This is a genomic window from Trinickia sp., from assembly GCF_051953405.1.
In the GTDB taxonomy this organism is placed as follows: Bacteria; Pseudomonadota; Gammaproteobacteria; order Burkholderiales; family Burkholderiaceae; genus Trinickia.
Map to the genome: position 1 here is coordinate 78611 of NZ_JBQCIV010000119.1, position 19582 is coordinate 98192.

Consider the following 19582-nt stretch of genomic DNA (forward strand, 5'->3'; position numbering starts at 1 on the left):
TGGCCCGACGTCCCAAGCCCGACTCGTAGGAGCAGCGATGCAAGTGTTTTGGTTTATTCCCACGCATGGCGATAGCCGCTATCTCGGCACGGCCGAAGGCGCGCGCGCTGCCACTTACGACTATTTTCGGCAGATTGCCGTGGCCGCGGATACCCTCGGATACGAGGGCGTGTTACTCCCGACCGGCCGTTCCTGCGAGGACGCGTGGGTTGTCGCTTCGAGCCTCATTCCGGTGACGGAGCGCCTGAAGTTTCTCGTCGCGATTCGCCCTGGGCTTTCGTCTCCTGCCTTGTCGGCGCGCATGGCCGCGACGTTCGACCGGCTCTCCGGCGGCCGCTTGCTGATCAACGTCGTCACGGGCGGCGACGCGGCCGAATTCGCGGGCGACGGCGTATTCGCCGATCACGATACGCGCTATGAAATCACCGACGAATTCCTGCACATCTGGCGCGAGTTGCTCACCGCGGCGCATGAAGGCGGCAGTATCGACCGCGACGGGCAACACCTCAGTACGAAGGGCGGCAAGCTGCTCTATCCGAGCGTACAGCGTCCGCATCCGCCGCTTTGGTTCGGTGGTTCGTCGCCGGCCGCTCACCAGATCGCGGCCGAGCACATTGAAACGTACCTCACGTGGGGCGAGCCGCCGGCCGATGTCGCGAAAAAGATCGCCGATGTGAAAGCAAGAGCCGCTGCTCGAGGCCGACGGGTGAAGTTCGGCATTCGCTTGCACGTCATCGTGCGCGAAACCGAAGACGAAGCCTGGCGCGATGCGGAGCGCCTCATCAGCCGCCTTGACGACGAGACTATCGCGCGTGCGCAACAGGCGCTTGGGGCCATGGATTCGGAAGGACAGCGCCGCATGGCCGCGCTGCACGGCGGCCGGCGCGGGACGCGCGCAACGCTCGAGGTCTATCCGAATCTGTGGGCCGGCGTCGGTCTCGTGCGCGGAGGGGCGGGCACCGCGCTCGTAGGGAGCGCACAGCAGGTGGCCGATCGGATGCGCGAGTACGCAGAACTCGGGATCGAGACGTTCATCCTGTCGGGCTATCCGCATCTGGAAGAGTCCTATCGCTTCGCCGAACTCGTGTTTCCGCTTATCGATCGAGGGCGCAACCCGTCCGCTCGGATCGGACCGATCTCGGGCCCCTTCGGCGAGGTCGTCGCCAACCACTATCTTCCGCAAGCCAGTCAGAGCTGAAGGAGGCCGCGTTCATGACTTCGACCCGATCGCCTCTTGGGCATCTTGGATGGTTCGACGGCCGCACCGTGCTTCGTGCGTTGGCCCCGTGGCTCGTGCCCATCGCCCTCGTCCTCGTATGGGAAATCGCGGGACGCACCGGCGAGCTGTCGGCTCGCGTGCTGCCCGAGCCGCTGGCTGTAGTGCGCGCAGCCTGGGGCCTCATGCAATCCGGTGAAATGTGGGCGGATGTGAAAATCAGTGCCTGGCGCGCACTGAGCGGCTTTGCCGTCGGCGGCGCAATTGGGCTTGCGCTTGGCTTGACGACCGGACTGTCGAGGCGCGCCGATGTCGCGCTCGATTCGACGATCCAGATGATCCGCAATATCCCGGCGCTTGCCTTGATTCCGCTCGTCATTCTCTGGTTCGGTATCGATGAAAGCGCGAAGCTCTTTCTCGTCGCGCTGGGCGTGTTCTTCCCCGTCTACACCAACACGTACCACGGCATCCGCTCGGTCGATGCGGGACTCGTCGAGATGGCGCGTAGTTACGGCGTCACCGGCTTCGCGCTGTATCGCGATGTCATTGCGCCCGGCGCATTGCCGTCGATTCTGGTAGGCGTGCGCTTCGCGCTTGGGCTCACGTGGGTCATGCTGATCGTGGCGGAGACGGTCTCCGCCCAAGCGGGCATCGGCTATATGACGATGAATGCCCGCGAATTCCTACAGACCGATGTCGTAGTGGTTGGCATCTTGCTCTATGCATTGCTCGGCAAGCTGGCGGATTTGTTCGCAAAGGCGCTCGAGCGTGCCTTGTTGCCTTGGCATCCCGCTTATCGATCAGGAGAGCAAGCATGACCGGGACGATCCTAAGTGCTTCTTCGTTCGGCACGATCGCGGGCGCCGATCTGGAAACGGAACTGACGTCCACGTATCGCCGCCATGGCGCCGCGGCTGCGGACCGCGTATCGGGCGAACCGGCGCGTGCACCGTCGAGCCGTGCCGACGCATCGTCTGTCGTCTTGCTACGCGGCGTGAGCAAGCGCTATGGCAAGCGTATCGTGCTCGATCGCATCGACCTCGCCATCGCGCAGGGCAGCTTCGTGTCGATCGTGGGGCGCAGCGGCTGCGGCAAGTCTACGCTGCTGCGCCTCGTCGCGGGGCTGGAGCAACCCAGCGACGGCGCGCTCATCAAAGCCAGCGCAACGGGCGGCGCGCTCGATACGCGGATCATGTACCAGGATGCGCGCTTGTTGCCGTGGAAGAGCGTCTTGCAGAACGTCATGCTCGGTTTGGGCCGGCACGGCCGCGACGATGCGCGTGCGGTCCTGAACGACGTCGGCTTGCTAGCGCGCGAGCACGATTGGCCCGCGCAACTGTCCGGCGGCCAACGGCAGCGCGTCGCCTTGGCTCGCGCACTCGTGCACCGGCCGCAACTTTTATTGCTCGACGAGCCGCTCGGGGCTCTCGACGCGCTGACTCGGATGGACATGCACGCGCTGATTGGCCGGCTCTGGCACGAGTATCGGTTTACCGCGGTACTGGTCACGCACGACGTACAGGAAGCGGTTGCCTTGGGCGACCGTGTCGTGCTGCTCGAAGCGGGACGGGTCGCGATGGACCAAGAGATCGATCTAACTCGACCGCGTGTGCGCACGTCGACGCGCTTCGCCGAACTCGAGGGCTCGGTGTTGTCGCGTTTGCTCACCGCCTGAACAAGAGCGGTCCGCTTCCGCTTCATGCGCCGGCTATCCGGCGCATGAAGCGTTTCATATCGTTTCCCGAGTCCTTTCGATGATGCATTCATTCAAACGCAATCGCGCGGTACGCGCGCTCGCGGCCCTTGCCGCCTTACTTTTCGCCTTCATACGAACGCCCGCTCATGCAGCCGACACCGACATACGGATCGGCTGGCAAAAGGGCAGTGTGCTTTCCATCGTCAAGGCCCGGGGCGTGTTCGAACACGCGCTCAATCGACACGGCATTGCCGTTCGCTGGCTCGAGTTTCCCGCCGGACCGCAAATGCTGGAGGCGCTGAACGTCGGCAGCATCGACCTGGGGGCCGTCGGCGAAACACCGCCGGTGTTCGCACAGGCGGCGAACGCCAAGCTGGCCTATGTGGGCGTCGAGCCCGCTGCACCGGAGGGCGAGGCGCTCTTGGTGCCGAAGTCCTCGCCGATCGAAACGCTGGCGCAGCTCAAGGGCAAGCTCATCGTATTGAATCGCGGCTCGAACGTGCACTATCTGCTCGTGCGCCTGCTGCAAAAGGCGCATCTGAGCTATGACGACGTGAAGGTTTCTTACCTCAAACCGTCGGACGCCTATGCGGCATTCGAGAAGGGCGATGTCGATGCATGGGTGATCTGGGACCCCTATGCGGCAGCGGCCATCGCTCAGTCGGGCGCTCGCGTGTTGGCGGATGGACAGGGCGGCGTGGCCGACAATCACCAGTTCTATATCGCAGCGCGCGATTACGCTGATGCGCACGCCGATGCATTGCAGTTCGCGCTCGCGCGCATCAACGAGGAAAGCCTTTGGATCGGCGGGCACCAACGAGAAGCGGCAGAGATCGTCGCGCCGCAAATCGGCCTGCCAGTTGCGGTGGCGCAGCGTTCGCTGAGCCATACGTCGTACGGCGTCAAGGCGCTCGATACCGAAGCGGTACGCAGTCAACAGCGCATCGCCGATACCTTCTTCAATCTAAAACTCGTTCCAAAGCAAATCGACGTCGAATCGGCCGTATGGCATCCGACGCGCTGAGCGTGCGTGCTAGCGATGTACTCGGCTCATGCCGATCGCTCATTAAAAACTCATTCACGAAACAACCACACTACGGAGTGCCAATGCCATTCGATACTCGGCTTCCCTCGCCGTCCCGGCGTACATTTCTCGCTGGATTGACGGTTGCGGCGGCTTCGTCGCTGGGCTTCGCGCGCGCTGCGCATGCAAGCTCGGGCCCCTCGCTGCTGAACGTCTCCTACGATCCGACTCGCGAACTCTATCAAGACTACAACGCCGCATTCGGCAAAAAGTGGCAAGCGCAGACAGGCACGGTCGCGCGCTTCGAGCAGTCTCATGGCGGTTCGGGTAGTCAAGCCCGCTCGGTCATCGACGGGCTGCAAGCCGATGTCGTGACGCTCGCGCTCGCCTACGACATCGATGCGATCGCCGACCGTGGGCTGATTGCGCCGAACTGGCAAAAGCGGCTGCCGGATAATTCGAGCCCCTATACGTCGACCATCGTGTTTCTCGTGCGCAAGGGGAACCCGAAGCGAATTCGCGATTGGGACGATCTCACTCGCTCTGGAATCAACGTGATTACACCGAATCCGAAGAGTTCGGGCGGGGCGCGCTGGAACTATCTCGCCGCATGGAGTCACGCGGTGCACCAGCCGGGGGGCGGCGACGCGAAGGCAAAGGCGTTCGTCGAAGCGCTGTTCAAGAACGTCTCGATCCTGAACTCGGGCTCGCGCGGCGCGACGCTGACGTTCGTGCAGCGCGGCCAGGGCGACGTTCTCATCGCGTGGGAAAACGAAGCGTTCTTATCGATCAAGGAATTCGGCGCCGATCAATTCGAGATCGTCGTGCCGTCATCCAGCATTCTGTGCGAGCCACCCGTGGCATGGGTCGACAAAATCGTCGAGCGGCACGGGACGCAGAAGCTGGCCAAGGCCTATCTCGAGTCTTTATACGGCGACGAGGGGCAGCGGATCGCCGCGCAGCACTTCTATCGCCCACGCTCGAAAACCGTGCCGACCGAACTCACACGCAATTTCCCGAGCCTGAAGCTTTATACGATCGATGGCGAGTTCGGCGGTTGGCGCGCGGCGCAAGAGCGGCACTTTGCCGACGGCGGCGTGTTCGACAGCATCTATGCGCGCGGCTAGGCCGGGTTATGTTGGGCGGTAAGCCCAAGACCATCGAGCAGTCGGTTCGCCGATCCAGTCGTCAATTTGGCATCGGTTCGTAGTGAACCTTGCTACGCCATTTGCCGTTCACGAGTGCTTCGTCGGTCACTTTCATTTTGTCGCCACTGCCTTGCGCGTCCTCGATATGCCGCGCAACGGCGACCGGCGCGTCGCGCTCGACACGGTAGGTTGTGGCTTCGTGATAGCAGCACCCGCTTTTGGCCCAGGTATGGATCCGCTTATGCACGGGATCGACGTCGAAAAAACCAAGCGTCTCGAGGATCAGTTCGCTCATCGCATCGTTGTAGACGAAACGAGCGGTTTTCGGATCGAACACATAGACGTCATAGCTCGGGCCACCGTAGCTGCCTTCGTTGCCCGTTTGGATGCCGAAATCCTCGTTGCCGTCGAAGTTGAAGTCGCCGACGTTCAGCACGCCTTGATAATCGTAGAGCTGTGCCGAGTTGACGAGCGGCCCGTCGCCGTTGCGCGGCAGCGTGACAAAAACGTTGGCCAGGTTGATCGTCTGCGCCAACTTCGACTGCCCTTTCGCGTAGATCAGCAATTGCGCGGGACCCTCGCACGTCGAGTCGCCGGAATGATCCGGCGCCGGACAGGCTTGGAGCATGCGCAGGATGAAATCGTGCTGCTTCGCGGCTTTCGTCAAACGAAACGTGGGGCCGGCAACGCGTGCGTCGGGGCCCGGAAAGACCGGCAACGCCTTCAATTCATCGATGCGGGCACGGTAGGCCGCCTTCAACGCCGCAAGATCGACCGTTCCGGAGGGGGAGCGCGAACGGAGCCAGGCCCGTTGCTGGGCGCGCAGTTGCTCGGCGGCATCGCCTTGTCCTTTCATTGCGCTCTGATAAGCGGCCGCCAACTCGCTGTCGAGCGCCGACAGTTGTGCGTCGTCGCAAATCGCGTGTTCGATCGGCGTTCGCGCCGCAGCGCAGTCGAAGCTCGCGGCGGACGCCAAGGTGGGCAGCGCGGCGCTAATAGCAAGCGTCAAGCACAGACGGACGGCTGGGATAATGCGTTTTACCATTCGATCAATCCTTCCCTAACTCACGCGACTTTTTCAGTGCCGAAAGCGAGCTGTCATCCTCGGAATTCTATTCTTCGAACGGTACGTGCCCGCCGTCTCGAGATTGCCTGCCGAGCTTGCCTTCGCTTTCCATGGCATCTTGCCAAGCGATCATGGCATTCGCCACGGCCTCTTGTTCCCCGCTAAACGCGAGCACGGTTTCCCCGCACGACGGACATATGCCGCCGAACGCGGCGTGAATTCCGCTCATTCGTCTCGTATCCAGCGCCTGAAAATCCGTGAACCCCGTTTTACACGAACCACAGGTCAGCTTTTCGGGACGCAGCGCGTCTACCTTGGCCTGTGCTTGTGCGACGCGTTGCTCCTTCGTGCCCCGCTGTTTTGCTTGTCCCATTCCGACTTATCCGTGCTTAGCTGCGGCGCCGAGCACACAGTCTCGACCCCCGAGTTCATTGAACCACCGCCGTGCCGGTACCCTTTGGTCCGCAACGGCGAAGTATGGTACTCCACCGGGCAACGAGCGTCGATAAGCGCATCGAGAATGCGCCAAGCTCGAACAAATCGCCGCCACGGCTATTCCTAATTGTCGTCAAGGATGCTGGGGGCGACATCTCCAAATCGGTGCCGCAGCACTTGGAAGGCTACCGTCGCGCCGCGAGGCGGACACTTCGACATCCTCTTAGCGCTACCCTAAAGAAAATCGGGTCGGTGCCGTTACCTCATGCAGTTGCCGCGACCAGTAAGAAGAACGGGGCGATTCATTTTGAAGGCGACCGGGCAGAACTGGTGCCGGGAGTGCTGCGTCCCATGATCTTCCGGTCAGGCAGTGTTGCGCGCATTTGAAAGGTGCGAGTCGAAAGCATATCGAGCGGCCGCGATGATCTGGACAGCATTTGTCCCGAACGCGGGCTATCGTGGTAGGCACGTTCCTCAGCTTACGCCGACCGACTTCCTGAAAGGTACCCAGATGATCGTCAATAACAATGCATCGCCTCTCGAGCATCTTGCCGCGTTTGCGATCGTGTTTGTCACCGCAGTGGTGGGCACGGCGGTGGTCGGCAAATATATCGACAGAATTCGTGAACAAGCAGTGAGCAAGTGATTGCTTAACGTTGCATACCGATGGAGGAAGCGTGGCGACATATCAGGAGTTGAAGGCACAGGCCGAAGCAATGGCCGCCCAGGCCGAACAAGCCCGGCTTGCAGAACTGGACGAGGTGATTGCCCAGGTTCAGAAACTGGTTCGTGAGTACGAGTTGACGCCGGAGCAGGTCTTTGGTGCCGAGTTAGCCGCGCAAAGCAATCAAGCGAACGATGAGGGTGCGCACAAAGTGCCATTGGCGCCGCAAGCGGCGGCGGCATCAACGGCGCTGGCATCGACGGTCAAGACCGCGTTGAACCCCGCGGCGGCCTGGCCGTTCCCAACCGGGAGCCGTCCTTAGCTGGGCCGACGTTACGGGAGTTCGTTCGGTGCCACACGGCGCAATCCGCGCATTCACCACGAAAGGGCATTCCGAGCATATGCAACGGCAAGCTTTTTCGGCCGCAATCGAGCCGGCCGTCATGCCAGCCATAAAGTGTGCGCGACGAGGCGGCGGGCGCTGTCGCTCACGTGTGTCCCCATTCGGAATCATGGTGATGGCGACGGTGAGCGCCGGCAAGTCGTCGGTGATCAATGCGATGATCGGGCGCGAACTGTTGCACGCGGCTAATGAGGCAACGACAGCGACCGTGACCCGCGTCGAGCATCGCAAGGAGAGTAGGTCGTTTTCGGCCGCTTGTTATGCGGAGTCGGGCGATCTTCTTCACGGGCGACGAAAAGCGTCGACGGAACTCATGCGCGAGTGGAACGCGGATCCGCGTATCGCAAGCATTGCTGTGACAGGGTGCTTTCCTAGCGCCACGCGAGTGGCGTCCGGACTGTTTCTCTACGATACCCCTGGGCCAAACAACAGCCGTGATAAACGGCATGGACTGATCGCGCAAACCGCACTGAGACAAGCGTCGTTCGACGCCTTGTTTTACATATTGAACGCGGGCCAAATCGGCACGACTGATGACCGTGCGTACCTCGATATGTTGCGTCGAGAGAGCCGGCCCGAAGTGCCGATTTATTTTCTGCTGAACAAGGTCGATCTGCTCGATTCGGACAAAGGAGAGACAGTCGATGCTTATGTGCGCAGCGCGCATCGCTATGCGGTCGATGCGGGTTTTGACAACGCAGTCGTGATTCCGACCGTTGCCGACGTGGCGCTGTATGCGAGAAAAACATTGAACGGCGATGAATTGACCCGCGTGCAGCGTTTAAGGCTGCGACGCGCGCTGGAGGCGACAGACGCCCAAGATCGGCGGGTGATCGAGGCGGCGATGGTGCCTGACATCGTCCGCGCACGACTGTTTCGCGAAGTGGATCGCCTCGATGAATCCATCGCTGCGCATCGGCATCGCCCCCAATCGGCTGAACGCAGCGCGCTGAAGCGGCTGGTCACGCTCAGCGGGATCCGCACGGTGGAAACGCTCGTGCAACACAAACGAAGCTTGCTTGCCAGACATGAATCGAATTGAAATCATCCACAATCCCTTTACGGTCGATACGCAATTCTTGATCAATGGTCAGCTTCCCGCCCCCGGATGCGAGCTGTCCAGTTACAAAGAGCGACGCTTGCAGGCGTGGGTCGAAATGCTGTTCGACGAGCTGGCTGAATTGTTCAACGGCGACGAGGATTACGAAATTGTCTTCACCGGTGTCGAGTCTGACTTTCTCGATATCGCTGAAGCGGTGCAAGCAGCCGAGGCACGCGGCGCGAGAGTTAAGTTGGATTGGCGCCAAGCCGCATCGAGCGAAGCACGCCAGGCTGCGATTCTCGCGCTGATCCAGGAAGTGCGCGCGCACGAGGAATTCGCGCATTACATAGGTAGAAACGACGCGATCAAGCTCGCCCTCGATGAGTCATTCGATCGCGATTTCGACGTTTATGTCGTGGCGACGATGTCATCGGGCAAGTCGACGCTGATCAACGCGATGCTCGGCCGCGACCTGTTGCCTGCCGCCAATGAGGCTACGACCGCGACGATCGTCAGGATCGCGGACGACGAGTCGATCGGCGAACGTTTCGAGGCTGTCCGCAGGGGAGACGGGGCACAGATCCTGGAACGGCTCGAAAACGCGACGTACGACGACATCGAGCGATGGAACAAGGAAAAGGACACGCATCAGATCGAGATCGCGGGAAACATCAAGGGCGTGCGCGAGCGCGATCACGTTCGTCTCGTCCTTACCGACACGCCTGGGCCGAACAACAGCCAAGACGATAGGCACCAGATCCGGACAATGAGCTTCATCCAGGATTCGGTGCGCAACCCGCTGATCTTGTATGTGCTGAACGGAACTCAGCTTGGGACCAATGACGACCGGCATCTGCTGGGACTCGTCGCGGACGTCATGGCAAGAGGGGGTAAGCAGAGCAAGGACCGGTTTGTCTTCGTCGTCAACAAGATGGACGATTTCGATCCAGAGAAGGAAGACATCCCGTCGGTGCTGAATCGGGTTCGCTCATATCTGAGCGAGAACGGGATCCATAATCCGCTTGTCTACCCGATATCGGCGAATCTCACCCGCTTGCTTCGCAAAGCCGCGGACAAGCACACGCGTGCCGAGGGCGCCTTTCTGCGCGAGAAAACCGATTTGTTCCGCGAAGAACCGGCGATGAACATGCTGCAGTACATGCCGATCACTTCCCGTGTTCGCCGCAATCTCGCTGACAGAGGCTTGTCGCCGCTGATGCAAAGCAGCGGGCTACCAGCCGTCGAGTCGATGATCGATGAATATATCGACAAGTACTTTTTTCCTCACCGAGTAAAACGAGCGTACGACGCGCTGACGAAAGCGATCGAGATAGGATCGATGCAGGCGCGGTTGGACGAGACGCTGGATCTCGACGAGCAAGCGTTGCAGAGCATCAACGAGCACATTCGCCGGTTGCAGGAGCACAAGGAAAGGGCGCTGGACGCCAACACATTTCGCGAGGAGATCAAGCGAAGTGGCTTGATCCTCCCGGATGACGTGCTGGAGCACCTGACGGAATTGGAGATGCGTCCGACCAGGATCCTTCGACAACTGGCCGAACAGTTCCGCAACGGCGACGTTCCCGTCGACCGTGGGCGGAAATTGATCGAGGAGGCGGAAGCGCGGATTCGGTTCGAATTCAAGGCGCTTGTTAACGACTACGAGGCGGCGTTCGCGAAATGCCAAGCATGGGCTAGCGAAGAACTTAACCGTGAATACCAGGCGAGGATGGCAGCGTTGTTCAAGGACTGCGGCGCGCTCGATCTACCGATATTTGAGATGGTCTTGCAAAGCGCTGGCGGCATTTCCGTCGACCTGTCGATCCGCGACGCCGAGGTCGGCAGTCGTAGCGTCGTGGTAGGCATGCGCGAAGAAAGCGACAGCATCTGGTACAACCCGCTCTCTTGGTTCCGGAAAAAGAGCGTGGCCGTGCATGGCAACGAGAGCTACATCGAATTGAACAAGGTGTGGGGGGAGCGTCACACCTTAATCGAAGCGGAATTCGTGAAGCTGATCGGAGACGCGCGCGGCCAGATTCGTTCGAAACAGGAAAGTTTGATCGATCGTTTCGTTGCGCTCATGAGCGAAGAACTGGATCCGCGCCTTGACGAAATGCTGTCGTCGCTGTCTAAGAAGGTGGCCGAGCGCGAGGAGCGCGAGCAGTCCATCGCGCGGGCGAAGAGGCTGCAGGCGACGATTGCTCGTTTCAAGATGCAGCTTGACGAGACGTTGGCTGTATGAGCGCCGATCTCATGGACCGGGCGCGCCGGGAAATACTTGCGGCTTTCGATGACATGCACATCGACGGGCAGAAGCTGCGGCAGTTTATCGCGCATGCGCAGCTGGAGCGGCCCGATTTGTTGATCGCGCATCGTGCAGACGAGGTGTGCCCGGAAATCGACAGCAATACGCTGCATTGGAACCCCCGTTACTACAGTACTCAGAAGCGGTTTGCGGAATTCAATTTCTCTCGGCGGCGTCTTGACCACTTGATCGAAGTAAGGGAGTATTTTCGAGCGCGGCAGTACCGCGGATTCACGCCATGCGAGCCCGTCCATCGAGCGAGCGATATCAGCATGAACGTTCAGAGCGAATTGTCTGAAAGCAGCGCTCCCTACCAACCGTCCGCCAATCTCCGCAAATTCGTTGATGGTGGCGAACTGTCGACGGCCCGCAGCGCCCTCGGTTTCGAACTAAACGACAACCGGCTGAGCGGCCAGCACATGCTGGATGCGCTGGCATGGGCGATGGAGCGTCTTCCGGGCCTGTGCGAGCCATACGGGGAAAAAGCCTTCGCAGGCCCGCTGGACGCAGACAGCAGTCACTGGACACCAGACTATTACGACAGGCAAACGGTCTATCTGAAGACGAATTTCGCAGCCGACCGCTACCGGCATCTGGTCCAGGTGCGCATGTTTTTGCGCGAGCGCAATACCCCCGGTTTTGTGCCGACGGACGACGTCATCGATGACACGACGCTCACGGCCGCACCGGTTGTCTCCGTGGCAAGCTCCAATGTGCCGCCGCTCACGCAACGACAGCGTGAGTCACAGACATCGGGGTCTCGGACGCAGCAACAGCAGCCACCGCATCGAGTATCCCGGTCGCTGCTGAAGATTGCACTGATAGTCGGGGGGGCGCTGGCGGCCGCGCTCATCCTGCTGACGTGGACGAGGTAATGCGTATGTCGACTACCTCGCAACCTCATCTCGAGTCGGATTCGCAAGCTGCCGCGACTGCCGTGCAGACGCTGGCCGCGGCCAGCGCACTGATCAATCGCAGCTATCTATCGGAACTCGGGCGCTATCCGGTGCATGTTTTCGAGCAGAGCGGAATCGCACTCAATCCTGCAACCGACGTCCGGATTTTCCGGATCGAGCGTCTTGTTCACAGCAACGTGCAATCCGTGTTGGAAAGCGCCACGGCTGCTTATGCGGCGTTGGGTGCCGCTGGGCACGCGGTATTTCTGTTCCTGCGCTCGAACGGTGTCGAAACCGAACTTTTCATCGGCACACGCAGCGAACCGGGCCGCGCACTTGGACGCAACGCGGGTGCATTGTTGCGCGAGACATTCCGCGGCCACTTCGCAGGCAGTTCGCTGGTGCCGCTCGATGGAAAGCAAGTCGATGCAATACTCGACGCCATGCATGTCGAAGGGGGCCGCAGCGGAACCAGCGTGACTGCGGTGACGGGTGTGCCGGCACTCTCGACGGAGAACCGCGAGCATTTCATGCAGGGACTCGAACGGTTTATCGATGCTGCGGAAAATCGGGTCTACCAAGCCATCATTCTGGCGGAGCCTGTCAGCCCAGGAACGCTGGACCGAATTCGTACCGGCTACGAGCTTGCTGCCACGCAGTTGTCGCCGCTGCACAAGCAGCAGATTGCGTTCGGTTCGCAGGAGAGCGACAGCGTCGCCATCGGCATTAGCCGGTCGATCAGCCGATCGCTGGGCGAAAGCCTCGGCATGACCGAGACGCGCGGCACGTCGGACACCGTCGGCACGTCGAAGACGGAAACGCACGGAACGTCTGAGACATCGACCTCGCAGAGCGCGACGTCGAAAGCCATCGCGCTTGGGGCGGTTGGCGGTGGCGCAGCGCTTGGCGCCCTTTTAGGCGGCCCCGCTGGGGCGATGGTCGGGATGCAGATCGGATCGCTGGCAGCTGCTCAGTTCAGCGAACAACGCAGTGAGAGCACCAGCTATTCGGTCGCCCAGAGCCAGAACGAGAGTTACACCCATTCGGCGAGCGAAGCCGTATCGCAGACGCGATCCGTCACCGACGCATCGAGCGTGACCGACAACAGCACACTGAGTCGAGTGACCGGTTCGAGCCATCAGATATCGATCGAGACAACCGACAAGGGTATCGCTCAACTGTTGGCGAAGATCGATTCTCATCTAGACCGCATCGACGAGGCAAAAACCTACGGCGGTTGGCATTCTGCTGCCTATTTCATCGGCGATGGCGCTGCGACTTCCGAATCGCTCGCCAGTCTTTTCTTGGGGCTGATTCGCGGCAGCAAGTCCAGTCAGGAAGACTTTGCCGTAACGACCTGGCAATCGGAACGTAAGAAAGCGGTGATCGACTGGCTGGGAGCGTTGAGCCATCCACAACTGCGCCCCGACTTCGCTCAACGCATTCCAGTGGACAGCCTGACACCTGCGACGCTCGTGTCGGGGAAGGAAATGGCGATTCAACTGAGCTTGCCGCGCCGCTCGACGTCGACGGTCGCTATCGTCGAAACACAGGCGTTCGGGCGACGCGTGCAGCGTATCAATGGCTCTTTAGGGGAGAGCGGTAGCCGACGTGCGGTGACGCTCGGCAAGGTTCGGCATCTCTGGGAAACGCTGCCGCAAGCGATCGCGCTGGATCTCGACCAGCTTTCGAGCCACGTATTCGTTAGCGGATCGACCGGGGCCGGCAAGAGCAATACGCTGTACGGCATGCTCGAACAAATCAATGCAGCCGGTGTGCCGTTCCTCGTGATCGAGCCTGTCAAGGGCGAGTATCGACACGTGTTCGGCCATCGCGACGACGTAACGGTGCTCGGTACGCATCCAGCCCATAGTAGGTTGTTGCGGATCAACCCGTTCCGGTTTCCCCCCGCAATCCATGTGCTCGAGCATGTGGATCGGCTGGTCGAGATATTCAACGTTTGCTGGCCCATGTACGCCGCCATGCCGGCGGTACTGAAGGACGCAGTGCTGCGTGCATACGAGCAGTGCGGGTGGGATTTGTCGTCATCCATGAACCGGTACGATGACATGCTGTTCCCGACCTTCGCCGATTTGCTCGACGCACTCGATCAAGTGATCGCCAATTCCGCCTGGTCTCAGGAGTTGAAAGGCAACTACGCCGGATCTTTGTCGACGCGGATCCGCTCGCTGACGAACGGGCTGAACGGCCAGATTTTTTGCACCGACGAAATCGACAGCGAATTGCTGTTCGACAGTAACGTGATTGTGGATCTGAGCCGTATTGGCTCGGCCGAAACGAAAGCGCTGATCATGGGCCTGCTCGTTATGCGCCTGAACGAACACCGAATGACGGGCGACGGCATGAACAGGCCGCTGCGTCATGTGACCGTGCTCGAGGAGGCACACAACATTCTCAAGCGCTCGTCGTCGGAGGGGGGCGTAGAAGGCGGTAACGTCGTTGGTAAAGCAGTCGAGATGCTGGTCAATGGTATTGCCGAGATGCGAACCTATGGCGAAGGCTTCATCATCGTCGATCAGTCGCCGAACGCAGTCGATATCGCCGCTATTCGCAACACGAACACGAAGATCATCATGCGTCTGCCTGAGGAGGCGGATAGGCGGCTTCTTGGCAAATCGGCCGGACTGCGCGACGATCAGCTCGATGAGATCGCGCGTCTGCCGAGCGGTGTAGCAATTGTCTATCAGAACGACTGGCTCGAGCCCGTGCTGTGCCAGATCGATCGATTCGAGGGGCGAGCTTCACGTTACGTTTATCGGCCGTCCGGCGAAGACGCATCGAGCGCCATGGCGTTTAACGGCCATTTGCTGAACCTATTGTTGGCGAGCCGCGTACGGACGCCGGCTGCGTCGGACCTGAGCGAGATCGAAAGAGGATTGCGCCGCCTGACGCTACCGACACGAACGAAACTCGCGTTTCACGCTGCATTGAACGAAGCGCGGAAGGGGATGCCGCTGACGTTGTGGCGGCAGGAATCGTTCAGCGTGCTTGCCCGGCTTGTCGTCGACGTTCTCGGATGCCGTGGCGAGGTGACGGAAGCGATTCGCGAAGCGGACCATTTCGCGGCGCTGCGTGGCCGGTTCGAAGCATGGATTGCAGACCATGTGCAGGGTTTGACGCCCGCGGTGTCGTGGGCCGTGCAGCACTGCATGATGCAAGATTTCCGTCTTCAGAAGGAAAGTCATTACCCCATTTACGCCGCATGGCGCACGGACGCTGACAAGGGAGCCGCAAGTTGAATATCGAAAGCTTTCCCCTGGAGGGAACGGATTTACCGTGCAAGTTGAGCGAGCTGGCCGAGAACACGGAGAGCCAATGGTTGGCGCCGGAGGATCTCGACAAGCCGTTTTTTCTTACGCAAGAAAATCGCCATGAGCTTGCGCCGGTGAGCGCCGAAACGAAAGAGAAAATGGAAGAGGCCGGGTTTCCCGACTCCGTCATCGAGGCAATCGGCTCCGATGCGGAAGCGAACATTTACCTCGAGGCTGAACTCGAACCGCAGCAGGTGAACGGCAAGGACGCGCTGGTTCGTACGGACATCGACCTCGATCAGAAGGATTTATTCGGCGATACGAATCTCGAACGGATGGAGCAGGGGCGCGCTCCGCTCGACGCGCAGGGCAACCCGATCGAGTTGCACCATGTCGGCCAAAAGCCGGATTCGCCGCTCGCCGAACTCACGCGCACCGAGCACCGGGAGGGTGGCAACGACAACGTGCTGCACAACAAGCTGAAGGAATCGGAGATCGATCGCAGCGATTTCGGCAAGGAACGGCAAGAGTACTGGAAGGCGAGAGCCGGACAGATCCATAATCAGGCTTGACTGCGAGAATCCCATGAAAGATATCGAACGACTGGTGGCGGGCGCGCATGCAAAGACGCGTCCGGCTGACGCGGCCAGCATCGCCCTGTTGGAAAAGAGACTCGGTTTTTCCGTGTCGGATGAGTATCGCGAGTACCTGTCTACGTTCGGCGTAATCATCCACGGCGCCCATGAGTTGTATGGGCTCGGCGTGCCCGACGACTATTACCTGAATGTCTTCAAAGCGTACGCCGATCTGAGCCGCGATCCGGCTTACCCAGCTCGCAACGTCCCGCTGATGGAGATAGGCGATGGACAGTACTACCTGTACGACAACAGCGCCGCGCACGTCGTCCAGTGGGCGACGCCGAACGGTGGCGTAGTCAAGGTCGTCGGCGCGGGCTTGGAGCCCTTCATCGCCCAATACGTCTTTGGCGACGCTTAACGGAACTGCTGTCGAACCAAAATGTAGCTAATCACAGAAAAAGGGATTCGTAATCGGTCACGAATCCCTTTTTCTTTCCAATCGATAAGTTAGTCGCTACGATCCTGAAAAAGCTTGCTCACGGGTGCCCATACTGCCAGGCGTTGCTGTAAAAGCCGCTTGCCGTTTGCCATCCCAGTTGCAGGTAAGCCGTCGAGTCCGGATGGATGGGCCTAGAAATTTCGTCGACCATGCTCGACAGCTTTTGGGCGTAGCTTGTCCCGTTCACAGTCGGCTGGGCCGCGCTGATCGCCGTGTTGGGTTGCGCGCGATAGCTCTCGACGCCGTTAATGAACTGCTCGGTGGACAACGTACGAAATACTAGTGAGGGATTGGGGTAGCTCGCTCCCTGCGGAACCGTCCAATCGATTGTCGCCGTCACGAGACTGGTCACGGCAGTGTCCGTGCCGCTTGCCGTGAGGAAATCTGAGATGATGTCGCTGCCGAGCGTCTGCCATGGCGCGTACTTGCCCGATGCGGCAGCGGCGATTGGCGCGGTGTTCACGATAACTTGAGGCGTACCGATTTGCGTTCCCTTGCCGTCGTAGAACGTGACCGTATAGGCGGCGTATTCGGGAATCGACGAAAGTTTTTCCGGTTGAGCGGCATAGTCTGGCGTGCCGGGCGACGTGACACTGTTGCCGGATAGACCGATCCAATCCCACTTGTACTGCGATGTAATCCCGCCGTTCGGCGCAACAGTCTGCCCTGTAGCGGAACATGGATTGTTCGAGCAGTTATAGATGGGCTCAGAGGCCTCGCCCGATGTGAACAACAGATTGTTGCCAACGGTGCCGGTCAGCCCGCTCATCAGAATAACGCCCGAGGCGGGTAGCCCCGGCCCCGTCACAACCGCCGAAATCACATCGTCGCCATCGATCGCGATACCGCGCGGGATCTGGATGTTCAATCCGGATTCGTAGCGACTGTTCGCGGCCTCGACGGAATCCGTATATTGCAAACGCCCGACGAAAGATGCGATCGACATGTTGTACTGAACTTGGTCGCCGATCAGATCCCAGCCGGCTGCGGTTTTCTGTACAACATCGGTCGCGAAGTTTTGATTCCCACTGGCATCGGTGTAGATGAGATTCACTAACGCTGCGGGGTTCGCTATGGCGGGCAGGGTTCCTGCAGGCAGGAAGGCAAGCGTCTTAATGCCGGCGAGCGTCGTGCCTGGCGCAAACAAGTTAGCATGGCTGGTTTGAACCGTGGTGTCGCCATTGTTCAAATAACTCGCGTCGATAGCGATGGAACAAGCCGAGGCCGTACCCGCCACGCAGGCGCCCAACGACGCTTGCAACTTTGCTAGGTAGTTGGCAGCTTCGCTAGGTGCCGCGAGCGGCTTTGAAACGGTCGTCGTACTGTTGAGTGCAATCGGCGTGTTCCCATTCGCGAGGCTGGTAATTTGTAATCCAGCGCCACTGGCGGAGGGTGTGACGGCGATTGAATCGATGACTGCGTCGGCGCCCGTCTGATCGGGCGTGAAGGTCGTGCCGATTGGATCGAAGTTCGCCGGCATACCGTTCGCCGTCAGGATGGGCGCGATAGCGGTATCGAGCGTCGCCTCTGCCGCCGAAATGGCGGACGGCGTAATGGAACTTTGATTTCCGGAAAGGTCGGCTGGGTTGCCCGACGCCGTTATGAGGGCCGCGACCGCCGTGGTCAAAGGCGTCACGTTCGCATTCAGCGGTGCGCCGCTCGGGGTGTTCGCACTGCCAACTACCGAATAAAGGGTAATCGACGCGCCCGACGGGTCGGTTGCGGTAATCAGGAACGGCGCGGTGAGCCCCGACAGCGACACACTGTATGTGCCGTTGCTGCCCGATGTCGCTGTCGCTGTATTGCCGTTAGCGTCAACGACTGTGACGGTCGCTTTAGCGAGCGCCGTGCCCACGGCAACGGTACCCGTCATCGAACCTGCGGCGGCGGTCGTTGCGGACGAGCCGGTGGAACTGCTCGAGCTCGATCCACCGCCACCACAGGCGGCCAGCCATATTGCTGCCGACGCGCAGAGCGTCAGCTTAAAAATCCCCGCATTGCCTACGTTCTTCAAGTTTGCCTCGACACGAGTGAGTTTTTGGATGGGCTTTGCTATTTGCAGCCCATGCGCCTAGTGCACGGGAGATCGTCGCCGATGACCGAGACAACTTGCGTCCGAATGCTCGTCGCTTGAAACAAGGTCCTTCTCATGCCAGACTCGCCGAAATTACGGCAAACGGGGTGAGGGAATTGGGGAAGTACGACACGGAAATCATTGCGGTGATACCGACCGAAGGCCCGGGCGTGGAGGGCATCACGACGTCTGAGGTTCGTGAGGTGCTTGCGCGGGCGGGCCTGCCGTTCGGCTACAACAAGGCCGCGCTCAGAGGTTTGCAAGCGCTCGAGGCGCAGGGCTTCATCTACTGCGAGCCTCGCGGCAAGATGCTCTATTGGAAGAAGCGGGCCGGCGCCAGCGGAATGGCGGCGAAAGCCGGTGCGATGATGCGCTTCGACGAAGCGCTGGCCTTGCAGGTGCTCCGACGTTTTTCGTCGCGGCAGCTACCTGTCCTAATCGCACAGTCGCTCTCAGCCATGTTCGATGTCGCGGAAGATAAACTCACTCGGACTCATGCGGGTGGTCCGCAGCATCACGGAAGATGGTTGTCTAAAGTGGCGGTCGAGCCCGCTGCCTTTCCGCTCCAGCATCCGTCGATTGACCCCGAAGTGTTTGCAGCGGTCTCGCAGGCATTGTTTTATGAGCGCAAGCTGCATATCCGGTATCGCAAGCGCGGCGACGAGTCGGACAGTGACAGGGCGTTGTTGCCGCTGGGTCTCGTGGAAGTGGGCGGCCTCGTTTATCTCGTCAGTGGCGCGGAGGGAAAGCAAGAACCAACGCTATACCGGCTTGATCGAATGACCGCTGCCGTATTGCAGGAAGAGTCGTTTGCCTATCCTGGTACGTTCTCGCTCGATGACTATGTGAAGCGCCAACGCCAGTTCGATTTCTTTCCGGATGGTCGGGTCAAGTTGCGACTGCGTTTTCGCGGCAGGGCGGGGGACCACTTGCTCGAATCCCGGATATCGGACGATCAAACTGTGCAGCGGCTGGTTGGGGGGCTCGAAGTGACGGGCACTGTCACATCGAGCCACCGCCTGCGTTGGTGGATCCGCTCTTTCGGGCCTCACGTCGAAGTGATGGAGCCGGCTGACTTGCGTGCGGAGTTCGCCGACGAGGCGCGCATGCTAGCCGACGCTTACCGGCCGCGCGCGGTTTAGTTCGGGGGATGGCCGAGCCGCGGATCCGCTCGTCGCCCAAAAGCGAGGCGGCAAACGCGGGCGCAACCCGTCCGCGCGTTCCCCCATCGGGTCACCCCGTTTAGATCACAACAACCTACCCC

General features: G+C 60.3%; 16 protein-coding genes and 1 pseudogene. 14 read left to right on the forward strand and 3 right to left on the reverse strand.

The genetic code is table 11. The features are described 5' to 3' along the window. Nucleotides 1-37 precede the first annotated feature (37 nt). From ssuD to ACTHN9_RS20695, 5 genes and pseudogenes are all read left to right on the forward strand, one after another. Nucleotides 38-1198: an FMNH2-dependent alkanesulfonate monooxygenase gene (gene ssuD / locus ACTHN9_RS20675; protein WP_440538643.1), complete on the forward strand. Its 1161-nt coding sequence runs from the start codon at nt 38-40 to the stop codon at nt 1196-1198. A 14-nt stretch (nt 1199-1212) separates the two neighbouring features. Continuing rightward, nucleotides 1213-2034, forward strand: a complete 822-nt coding sequence (ssuC, locus tag ACTHN9_RS20680; RefSeq protein ID WP_440538644.1) for an aliphatic sulfonate ABC transporter permease SsuC — start codon at nt 1213-1215, stop codon at nt 2032-2034. Continuing rightward, a pseudogene (locus ACTHN9_RS20685) lies at nt 2031-2885 on the forward strand (ATP-binding cassette domain-containing protein); the annotation flags it as partial. The gene ssuC and the pseudogene ACTHN9_RS20685, both read left to right, overlap by 4 nt. Nucleotides 2886-2970: 85 nt before the next feature. After that, nucleotides 2971-3936 (forward strand): sulfonate ABC transporter substrate-binding protein, encoded by a 966-nt coding sequence (locus ACTHN9_RS20690; protein WP_440538645.1) that lies wholly within the window; start codon nt 2971-2973, stop codon nt 3934-3936. A gap of 83 nt (nt 3937-4019) precedes the next feature. Then, on the forward strand, nt 4020-5063 hold the full coding sequence (locus ACTHN9_RS20695; RefSeq protein WP_440538646.1) for a sulfate ABC transporter substrate-binding protein: 1044 nt from the start codon (nt 4020-4022) through the stop codon (nt 5061-5063). Nucleotides 5064-5124: 61 nt separating this feature from the next. Here the strand turns inward: ACTHN9_RS20695 and ACTHN9_RS20700 are convergent, their stop codons facing one another. Together ACTHN9_RS20700 and ACTHN9_RS20705 are read right to left on the reverse strand one after the other, a co-directional pair. Continuing rightward, a complete protein-coding gene (locus ACTHN9_RS20700) occupies nt 5125-6129 on the reverse strand; it encodes a lysozyme inhibitor LprI family protein (RefSeq protein ID WP_440538647.1) in 1005 nt (334 codons plus the stop codon). Nucleotides 6130-6196: 67 nt separating this feature from the next. Further along, complete coding sequence (locus tag ACTHN9_RS20705; protein WP_440538648.1) at nt 6197-6523, reverse strand: hypothetical protein; 327 nt, start codon at nt 6521-6523, stop codon at nt 6197-6199. Nucleotides 6524-7006: 483 nt separating this feature from the next. Between ACTHN9_RS20705 and ACTHN9_RS20710 the strand changes: the two genes are divergently transcribed. The 8 genes from ACTHN9_RS20710 to ACTHN9_RS20745 all read left to right on the forward strand — a co-directional run bounded on the left by ACTHN9_RS20710 (nt 7007) and on the right by ACTHN9_RS20745 (nt 16163). Next, the gene (locus ACTHN9_RS20710) at nt 7007-7231 is read left to right on the forward strand and encodes a hypothetical protein (protein ID WP_440538649.1); all 225 of its coding nucleotides are present in this window, start codon (nt 7007-7009) and stop codon (nt 7229-7231) included. 31 nt (nt 7232-7262) lie between these two features. Continuing rightward, the gene (locus ACTHN9_RS20715) at nt 7263-7571 is read left to right on the forward strand and encodes a hypothetical protein (RefSeq protein WP_440538650.1); all 309 of its coding nucleotides are present in this window, start codon (nt 7263-7265) and stop codon (nt 7569-7571) included. A gap of 196 nt (nt 7572-7767) precedes the next feature. After that, nucleotides 7768-8694, forward strand: coding sequence for a dynamin family protein (locus ACTHN9_RS20720; protein ID WP_440538659.1), 927 nt, complete (start codon nt 7768-7770; stop codon nt 8692-8694). 115 nt (nt 8695-8809) lie between these two features. Next, complete coding sequence (locus ACTHN9_RS20725; protein WP_440538651.1) at nt 8810-10936, forward strand: dynamin family protein; 2127 nt, start codon at nt 8810-8812, stop codon at nt 10934-10936. Next, entirely contained in the window at nt 10933-11874 is a 942-nt protein-coding gene (locus tag ACTHN9_RS20730) for a hypothetical protein (RefSeq protein WP_440538652.1), read from the forward strand. Before ACTHN9_RS20725 ends, ACTHN9_RS20730 begins: the two co-directional genes overlap by 4 nt. Nucleotides 11875-11879: 5 nt before the next feature. Beyond that, nucleotides 11880-15155 carry a helicase HerA domain-containing protein gene (locus tag ACTHN9_RS20735; RefSeq protein WP_440538653.1) on the forward strand — a complete coding sequence of 1092 codons (3276 nt, stop codon included), beginning with the start codon at nt 11880-11882 and terminating at the stop codon, nt 15153-15155. After that, nucleotides 15152-15739, forward strand: a complete 588-nt coding sequence (locus ACTHN9_RS20740) for an HNH/ENDO VII family nuclease (protein WP_440538654.1) — start codon at nt 15152-15154, stop codon at nt 15737-15739. Before ACTHN9_RS20735 ends, ACTHN9_RS20740 begins: the two co-directional genes overlap by 4 nt. Nucleotides 15740-15752: 13 nt before the next feature. After that, nucleotides 15753-16163 (forward strand): SMI1/KNR4 family protein, encoded by a 411-nt coding sequence (locus tag ACTHN9_RS20745; RefSeq protein WP_440538655.1) that lies wholly within the window; start codon nt 15753-15755, stop codon nt 16161-16163. Nucleotides 16164-16281: 118 nt separating this feature from the next. On the opposite strand, the gene ACTHN9_RS20750 is transcribed toward ACTHN9_RS20745, so the two are convergent. Beyond that, nucleotides 16282-18258 (reverse strand): cell wall anchor protein, encoded by a 1977-nt coding sequence (locus tag ACTHN9_RS20750; protein WP_440538656.1) that lies wholly within the window; start codon nt 18256-18258, stop codon nt 16282-16284. Nucleotides 18259-18374: 116 nt separating this feature from the next. Between ACTHN9_RS20750 and ACTHN9_RS20755 the strand changes: the two genes are divergently transcribed. After that, nucleotides 18375-19460 carry a helix-turn-helix transcriptional regulator gene (locus tag ACTHN9_RS20755; protein WP_440538657.1) on the forward strand — a complete coding sequence of 362 codons (1086 nt, stop codon included), beginning with the start codon at nt 18375-18377 and terminating at the stop codon, nt 19458-19460. Nucleotides 19461-19582: the final 122 nt, after the last annotated feature.

Excerpts from the sequence above, each read along its gene's own strand:
- ssuD (WP_440538643.1), top strand. The coding sequence starts at position 38 with ATGCAAGTGTTTTGGTTTATTCCCACGCATGGCGATAGCCGCTATCTC.
- ssuC (WP_440538644.1), top strand. The coding sequence starts at position 1,213 with ATGACTTCGACCCGATCGCCTCTTGGGCATCTTGGATGGTTCGACGGC.
- ACTHN9_RS20690 (WP_440538645.1), top strand. The coding sequence starts at position 2,971 with ATGATGCATTCATTCAAACGCAATCGCGCGGTACGCGCGCTCGCGGCC.
- ACTHN9_RS20695 (WP_440538646.1), top strand. The coding sequence starts at position 4,020 with ATGCCATTCGATACTCGGCTTCCCTCGCCGTCCCGGCGTACATTTCTC.
- ACTHN9_RS20700 (WP_440538647.1), bottom strand. The coding sequence starts at position 6,129 with ATGGTAAAACGCATTATCCCAGCCGTCCGTCTGTGCTTGACGCTTGCT.
- ACTHN9_RS20705 (WP_440538648.1), bottom strand. The coding sequence starts at position 6,523 with ATGGGACAAGCAAAACAGCGGGGCACGAAGGAGCAACGCGTCGCACAA.
- ACTHN9_RS20710 (WP_440538649.1), top strand. The coding sequence starts at position 7,007 with ATGATCTGGACAGCATTTGTCCCGAACGCGGGCTATCGTGGTAGGCAC.
- ACTHN9_RS20720 (WP_440538659.1), top strand. The coding sequence starts at position 7,768 with ATGGCGACGGTGAGCGCCGGCAAGTCGTCGGTGATCAATGCGATGATC.
- ACTHN9_RS20725 (WP_440538651.1), top strand. The coding sequence starts at position 8,810 with ATGCTGTTCGACGAGCTGGCTGAATTGTTCAACGGCGACGAGGATTAC.
- ACTHN9_RS20730 (WP_440538652.1), top strand. The coding sequence starts at position 10,933 with ATGAGCGCCGATCTCATGGACCGGGCGCGCCGGGAAATACTTGCGGCT.
- ACTHN9_RS20735 (WP_440538653.1), top strand. The coding sequence starts at position 11,880 with ATGTCGACTACCTCGCAACCTCATCTCGAGTCGGATTCGCAAGCTGCC.
- ACTHN9_RS20745 (WP_440538655.1), top strand. The coding sequence starts at position 15,753 with ATGAAAGATATCGAACGACTGGTGGCGGGCGCGCATGCAAAGACGCGT.